Source organism: Ruminococcus sp. B05, assembly GCF_003628495.1.
GTDB lineage: Bacteria > Bacillota > Clostridia > Lachnospirales > Lachnospiraceae > Schaedlerella > Schaedlerella hominis.
On sequence record NZ_RBZR01000013.1, the window covers coordinates 75,576 to 83,518 of the forward strand.

Genomic DNA, 7,943 nt, shown 5'->3' on the forward strand with positions numbered 1-7,943 from the left:
ACCATCTTGAGAAAGGAGAAAGAGATGAAGAAAATTAAATTTAATACGGGTTGGAATTTTTATATGGGAAGTGGAAGTGCGCTGCAGACGATGGAAGATGGAAATCCAGAAGAAACAGTGGTTACGCTTCCGCATGATGCGTCTATTCTTCGCCCGCGTGATCCAAAAGAAGCAGGTGGAAGTGGAAACGGTTTCTTTCGGGAAGAAAACTATCACTATATAAAAGAATTCCAGCTTCCGGCAGAGGATGCAGGAAAATGTGTATGGCTGGAATTTGAAGGAATCTATCAAAATGCATTTGTATATATCAATAACTCATTCGCAGGAAAAAATCCATATGGATATGGAAATTTTTATGTGGATGCTACCAAATATGTGCATGCCGGACAGAAGAATACGATTAAAGTTGTTGTGAAAAATGCAGTACCGAGTGGACGCTGGTATACCGGCGGTGGAATCTACAGAGATGTAAATATTATGGTTTCAGAACCGCTGCATCTGGCACCGCAGGGAGTCCGCCTTGCGACAGTAGAGGCAGAAAAGGATCTGGCGGTGATTCGTGCAGAACTTCCGGTGGAATACCATGGTACACAAGTCCGAGAGGCTGAGATAAAATTGCAGCTGATAGATGCACAGGGAAAAGTGGCAGCAGAAAATAAGATGCCGGTTACAATCGATGAATATGGAGAAAAATCATATCGGATGATGTTGTATGTGGATCAGCCGAATCTCTGGAATGTTGAGCATCCGTATCTGTATCAGTATAAAGTGCAGCTGACAGAACAGGGAGAAGTACTGGATGAAGAAAGCGGAAGTTTTGGAATCCGTAAACTTCAGTTAGATGTGAAACATGGTTTGCGAGTTAATGGTAAAAGCGTAAAACTTCGGGGTGGATGTATTCATCACGACAATGGCATTATCGGGGCGGCAGAATTTCCTCATGCGGAGGAGATGCGTGTCAGAAGATTAAAAGAGGCAGGATATAACGCAATCCGAAGCTCCCACTATCCAATGAGCCGGGTTCTTCTTGAAGCCTGCGACAGACTTGGTATGTACGTCATGGATGAATTTAGTGACGTATGGACCACGACAAAAGGCGAGTTTGATTACGGAATGGTCATGACAGAATGGTGGGAGAAAGATGTTACAAACATGGTCTGGAAGGATTATAACCATCCGTGTGTAGTAATGTATTCTATAGGAAATGAGATTCCGGAATGTGGAAATAAACTGGATGTACAAATGGGAAAGAAAATCGCAGACAAGATTCGTTCTCTGGATGACACCAGATATGTGACAAACAGCGTGAACTTTGTGCTGAGTATACAAGATCGAATGGGCGAGATCATGGCTGGCATGGCAGCAGAAAATGCACAGGAAGTGCAGAAAAAAGAAGAAGCTTCTGGTGCAGAACAGCAGGAAATTAACAGCATGATGACAGATTTTGCTGCATTTATGGACCGGATTGTTGCTGGAGAAACTGCAGGAAAAGCGACAGAAGAAGCATTTGGTCAGGTGGATATAGCGGGCTACAATTATGCTGCATGCAGATACGAAAGTGATCGGGAAAAGTATCCGGATCGAATTATTGTTGGATCAGAGACAACACCGCAGAGTCTGGATATGAACTGGCCGTTGGTAGAAAAATATTCAAATGTTATTGGAGATTTCTCATGGACTGCGTGGGACTATCTAGGGGAAGCAGGTATTGGAAAAATCACATATGGAGAGAAAAAAGGAATGGAATTCTACGCTCCATACCCTTATAAAGCGGCTTACTGTGGTGACATGAACCTTTTGGGAGGCAGAAGAGTGATTTCTTACTGGAGAGAAATTATATGGGGACTGAGAAAGATGCCATATATTGCTGTACAGCCACCACAGCATCATGGAGAAAGGAAAAACCTTACAAACTGGACGATGACAGATGCTGTAAATAGCTGGAACTGGAAAGGTTATGAGGGAAAAACGGTAACAGTTGAAGTTTATGCAGATGCTCAGGAGGCAGAACTGTATGTAAACGGAACTTGTGTGGAACGGAAAAAAGTAGGGGAACAGAAGAAAGCAGTCACATATTTTGAGACAACGTACGAACCGGGAGTTCTGGAAACCATTGTATATACAGACGGAAAAGAAGTCGGAAGAAACAAGATTATAACGGCGGAAAATAATCTTCGTCTGGAAGCATTTAACGATCGTACTCAGATTCCGGCAGACGGAAGTGATATCTGTTATGTGGAAATCAGTGTAAAGGATGGAAATGGCAACATAGATCTAAGTGCAAATGAGCCAGTCTGCATTACGATTGAAGGAGCAGGAAGCATACTTGGCTATGGAAGCGCAGATCCAGAATCGGAAGAAAATTATTTCGATACAGAAGCACGACCATTTGAGGGAAGATTGCGGGCAGCTGTCAGAGGAAATGGTGAAAAAGGAAAGATTACAGTGTCATTTACATCAAAGGCTTATGGAAATGCCAAAGTGGAGATTGAGACTGTATAGTTACTGTTCACGCGTAGTGCGAACAATAAAGCTGTATAAAAATGCAGGATTTATAGAAAAAATCTACATGGTAAAGAGAAAGGTCTCAGATTAAAATAAGAAAAGAAGGAATGTCATTGCCAGGAAAAATTCCGTAAAAACATTCCTTCTTTGCAATTACAAAATGTATCTATGCTTTAGAAGAATCTGAAAGATATGTACGCAACATGTTTATAATTTCATCAATATACTCTTGCAGTTCATCTTTCTGGTTTCGAAACTCCCGTGCCGATAAAAGGCCAATGTGCTGCAAGGTAGAAAGTACCAGACGATGAACAAATGACAGTGAGAGAGGAAGGTCAATACCTTGCCGTAGTTCTCCGTTCTGTTGAGCTTCTGTTAGAAGAAGTTCCGCCTGTTTGTCAAGAGCTTCTGAATATAGAGTAATCGTATCAGACTGCCTTTTAGAAACAGGAGTATCCTGTGTATATGTTTCGATTAAAAGCAGTAAAGTGAGGTCATCTTTGTGTTTAAAAATCTCATTTAAAAAGGAATGAAACAGCAATAGAAATTGTTCTAAAGCAGAGCCTTTTGTCTGAGAAAGTGCTAAGGAATCATTTGCATCTAAAGTCTGTGCAACTGTGTGCGGAATAATTTCATCTTTGAGTGTAGACATGACATCGTCCATATTTTTAAAATATTTATATAAAGTTACGGTGGAAATATCCAGCTTTTTGGCAAGATTCTGCATGGTAAATGAAGCTGGTCCATCCTTTAACAGCATCTTCCGCGCAGCAGATAGTATTTCTTTTTTACGTTTTTCACGCATTTGATTAAAATAAGCAGTCTGATCCATAATATCGTCTCTTTTCTATAGTTTCTATTTTTTATTATAACAGTAAAGAAAGTTATTCGTAAAGTAGAAAAGTGCTTGTATTTCAAGAAAAAACGAGTTAACATAATGTTAAGTGATTTAACAGTGCAAAAACAAGCTAAAAAGAATAGAGATTTCCTATTCGGACAGGAGGAAAAAGTGTTAAAGACGGCAAAGATATTTCAAAATGGAATGACGCTCCAGCGAGGAAAAGAAGTTTGTGTCTGGGGACAAAGTGATTCAAGAACGACTGTGAATGTAGAAATTCAAGGACAGAGAGGCAGCTCTGTCGCAGGTGAGGATGGTGTGTGGTCAGTTATGATTCCGGCGCTTCAGGCTTCAGAGGGCGAAGTGATGCGTATCTTTACAGAGACAGAACAGTTGCAGTATGAAGATGTTGCAATCGGTGAAGTATGGGTGGCAGGCGGCCAGTCTAATATGGAGTTCTGGATGCGTTATGAAAAGCACAAAGAAGAGGCGATGAAAGAGATGCCGAATTCCAGATTACGTTTTTATGATGTGCCGGAAGTGTGCTATGACGGACAATTAGAAGAATTTGACTACAGTAGGCAGGCTATTTGGAGAAAGGCGACAAATGAGGATCTCGAGTATTTTTCGGCAGTCGGCTATTATTTCCAAAAGGAACTGGAATCAGCGTTAGATGTGCCGGTTGCAATCATAGGTTGTAATTGGGGCGGTACGGTTGCGTGTGCGTGGATGAATCCAGAGACTGTGAAGAAAGTTGGACCGGCATGGATAGAAGATTATGAGAATCAGGTTGCAAAATTGGACATGGAAGAGTATTGGAAAAAGCGGCATGGGAATCCGATGAATGACAGAGGAAATATGTTTGCAGATCCGTTTACAGAATTCGTACTCCCAAGAACAAGAAGTGAGGAAGAGGTACAGGCGTTTTTCTCACAATTTGCCAATTCTATGGACTTGCAGGAATATCTTTCGATAATGATGCCGCAAAGCATACCGGGAAGTCTGTATGAGCACATGGTAAAGACAATTGCGCCATACGGAATCAGCGGATTTTTATGGTATCAGGGAGAAAGTGATGACGATACTCCGGGGACGAATGTATTTTACAAAGACATGCTGTCCGGTTTGATCTCAGACTGGAGAACACTGTGGAGAGATGATACATTACCGTTTATGGTTGTGCAGCTTCCGGGCTTTGAAAAATGGATGGATAATGACAGAAAAAATGAATATCCGATCATCCGCCAGTGTCAGCAGGATACCGCAGATACGGTAGCGAATGTTCATCTTTGTTCAATCTCAGATGCAGGAGAGCAGATCGATATCCATCCAAAGAATAAGAAAGTAGTTGGAGAGAGACTGGCACTTCTTGCAAGAAAATATGCATATGGAGAGGACATTCTTGCCGATGCACCGCGGATGGAATCTGTCACACGTAAGAAAAATATTGTTACGATTACATGGAACAATGCTGGTGACGGAATCGTGGTAAAAGGTAATAAGGTGGAAGGACTTCATGTATTTGCAGGAGAGGAAGAAAATGCTTATACATTTACCGTAGCGGAAAATAAACTGGTATTGCAGATGGAACAGGTTGAGGACGAACCATTAGAGGTGAAATTTGCCAGAACTTCATGGTATCAGGTGAATTTATATAATTCAGCAGGAATTCCGGCTATTCCATTTGAAACGGATGGAGATATTTGAGGTTTGTTATGAGTAAATGTGTGTAGAATATGGAATATAAGACAATGCAAAAAAATGTCGGATTTACAAAAAGAATCTACATAGTATAAAGATATATTTTTAATTAAAATGAAAGAAAAAGGGAGGAGTGTATTACGATGAAAACAGAAGTAATCAAATTATATGAAAATCGAGAAGACGTTACATTAACAACATATGTATTGGAAGATTCACCGGAGATGCTTGCCGGAAAATCCAGACCTGCAATTTTAATTTGTCCAGGTGGTGGATATATGAGCTGTTCTGATCGTGAGGCAGAGCCAATTGCTATGAAGTTTGCATCGATGGGATATCATACATTTGTTCTGAGATATTCTACCTATATGGGTGGGAATGCAGGTGGATTCCCAGATATTTCAAAACCACTTCCGGTAAAAGAAGAGTGTTTGTACCCGACACAGATGAGAGAGATTGGACAGGCGATGCTGATCATCCGTGAACATGCTAAAGCTTGGAAAGTTGATGCAGATCGGATTGCAGTGTGCGGATTCTCAGCAGGAGCACATAATGCTGCTATGTATGCAACAAACTGGCATACAGATACAATCAGTGAGTACTTCCATGAAGACAAAGAAAAATTCCGTCCGGCAGCAGCAATTCTTGGCTATACATTAAGCGACTATATTTTCATGAGAGATAATACAGAAAAAAGAAGCCCGATGGATGTAGCATTTTTCAAAGCGTCAAATACAGCATTTTTAGGAACAGCTGAGCCGTCAGAAGAACTTTTGGATGAAGTCAGTCCGGCAAGACATGTGACAGAGAATACACCTCCGATGTATTTGTGGGCAACAGCTTCCGATGAACTGGTTCCTGTACAGCATTCACTTCGTATGGCACATGCATTGGCAGAACACAAGATTCCGTTTGAACTGCATGTGTTCGAGGAAGGTCCGCACGGACTGGGACTTGCTACACAGTCTACTGCAGCGGCAAAATCACAGGTATATCCAGATGCAGCAAAATGGGCAGATCTGGCAGGATGCTGGCTGGAGAAGAGATTTTCATTTGACTTACCGGAAAAGACAGCTTTTGAGGAAATGTTGGAAACGGGAATAATTGGATAATTTCAACTGGAATAAGATTGTGAGAGCAGTAAGTTTGCGTTATATAAATTAGAAAACAGGGAGAATATAAAAATGCGACAGTACGAGATGTTTGAATTGAGTTTTGAAGGTCCACAGCCAGAAGAATCTGAGGCACTTACAGATATCACAGCAGAATTTACCTGTGGTGAGGATACCTGGAAGGTAAAAGGGTTCTATGACGGAAATAAAAATTACAAAGTGCGTTTTCTACCACAAAAACTGGGAACTTATACATGGAAAGTAAGTGGTGTAGTGTCAGAAGAGGGCAGTGAAGAGTGTACATCTTCTGAAAAAAGCCATGGAATGGTACAGGTAGAAGGTAATCATTTTACATATCAGGATGGAACAAAGTACCTTCCATTTGGAACAACGATTTATGCATTGGTACATCAGGAAGAGTCACTGATTGAAGAGACATTTCAGACACTTGAAAAGGCTCCGTTTAATAAGGTGCGTCATTGTATTTTCCCGAAGAGTTATGATTTCAATCACAATGATCCACAGTATTATCCGTTTGAAAAAGATGCAGACGGAAAGTGGGATGTAAACCATCCCTGCTATGCTTATTGGAAACATCTGGAAGAGAATATTGTAAGATTAGGCGAGATGGGAATTGAGTCGGATTTGATTCTGATGCATTCTTATGATCGATGGGGATTTGCATTTCTGACAATGGAAGAGATTGCAGTATATGTTGAGTATACTATGCGCAGACTTGCGGCTTATCCGTATATCTGGTGGAGCATGGCAAATGAATATGACTTCCTGTTTAACCATAAGATGGAAGACTGGTATGAGATTGAGAAAATGATTACAGAAAATGATCCGTATCATCATTTGCTCAGCAATCATAATGGAATGAAGATTTACGATTTCTCGAGACCTGCGATTACACATTGCTGTCTTCAGACCAATGCGATGCATAAGGCAGCCGACTGGTGGAATCAATATCAAAAACCGGTAATTTTCGATGAGTGTTGTTATGAAGGTGACATTGAACATGAATGGGGAAATATTTCTGCATTTGAGATGGTAAACCGATTCTGGAAAGCATGTGCGGTGGGAGCATTTGCAACACATGGTGAGACATATTATTCAGAAGATGAAGTTCTCTGGTGGGCAAAAGGCGGAACATTGCATGGGGAAAGTCCTGAGCGAATTGCATTTCTCAAAGACTTTATGTATGGTCTGGAAGATGCTTTAGAGCCGTGGAGTGAACCGATGTTTGAAGAGTTCAACAACGTCACGGAACAGATTGTGCCGGGAGAACTCCCACCATTTGTTCAGTTGATGCAGTCACTGACACCAGAAGAATCCGAAAACCTCAAGTGGAAAAGCGCGGCGTATACCGGACACTACAAGGAAAATATTTATCTCAAATATTTTGGAAACCAGCGTCCGAGAGTGGCGGCGATTCGTCTGCCGAAAGAACATTTCTATAAAGTAGAAATGATTGATGTGTGGGATATGACACGGACAGTTGTAGAAGAAAAAGTAAGTGGAAAGGTACTGCTTACGTTGCCTGGTAAAGAGGGAATCGCGGTGCTTGCAACAAGAGTGAACCAGTAAGATGGACCAGATAGGGACGGAGTTTAATGGCTTTTGAAAAAAGCCATTAAACTCTGATCTGATTCCTGTCAAGTAGACAAGTTAAATAACTAAAATAAAGTGCTGATGAACGATCGTACGAAATGCGCGGTCGTTTTTCTATGCACACCATTTTTCTTTATATTTCTCAATTCGTTTGTTACGTGGAATTAAATATT

At 41.1% G+C, this 7,943-nt stretch carries 5 protein-coding genes; 4 read left to right on the forward strand and 1 reads right to left on the reverse strand.

Features of this window, described 5'->3' with window-relative positions:
- Window positions 1-24 precede the first annotated feature (24 nt).
- Window positions 25-2,502, forward strand: coding sequence for a glycoside hydrolase family 2 TIM barrel-domain containing protein (locus D8Q48_RS10760; protein WP_121056456.1), 2,478 nt, complete (start codon window positions 25-27; stop codon window positions 2,500-2,502).
- A 169-nt stretch (window positions 2,503-2,671) separates the two neighbouring features.
- Here D8Q48_RS10760 and D8Q48_RS10765 read toward each other — a convergent pair whose 3' ends face one another.
- Complete coding sequence (locus D8Q48_RS10765) at window positions 2,672-3,337, reverse strand: TetR/AcrR family transcriptional regulator (protein WP_121056457.1); 666 nt, start codon at window positions 3,335-3,337, stop codon at window positions 2,672-2,674.
- A 177-nt stretch (window positions 3,338-3,514) separates the two neighbouring features.
- On the opposite strand from D8Q48_RS10765, the gene D8Q48_RS10770 reads away from it, so the two are divergent.
- The 3 genes from D8Q48_RS10770 to D8Q48_RS10780 all read left to right on the forward strand — a co-directional run bounded on the left by D8Q48_RS10770 (window position 3,515) and on the right by D8Q48_RS10780 (window position 7,746).
- Window positions 3,515-5,050, forward strand: coding sequence for a sialate O-acetylesterase (locus D8Q48_RS10770; protein ID WP_172696990.1), 1,536 nt, complete (start codon window positions 3,515-3,517; stop codon window positions 5,048-5,050).
- Window positions 5,051-5,187: 137 nt separating this feature from the next.
- Complete coding sequence (locus D8Q48_RS10775) at window positions 5,188-6,156, forward strand: alpha/beta hydrolase (RefSeq protein WP_117991370.1); 969 nt, start codon at window positions 5,188-5,190, stop codon at window positions 6,154-6,156.
- Window positions 6,157-6,228: 72 nt separating this feature from the next.
- Window positions 6,229-7,746 (forward strand): DUF5060 domain-containing protein, encoded by a 1,518-nt coding sequence (locus tag D8Q48_RS10780; RefSeq protein WP_117991373.1) that lies wholly within the window; start codon window positions 6,229-6,231, stop codon window positions 7,744-7,746.
- The last annotated feature ends 197 nt before the right edge of the window (window positions 7,747-7,943 follow it).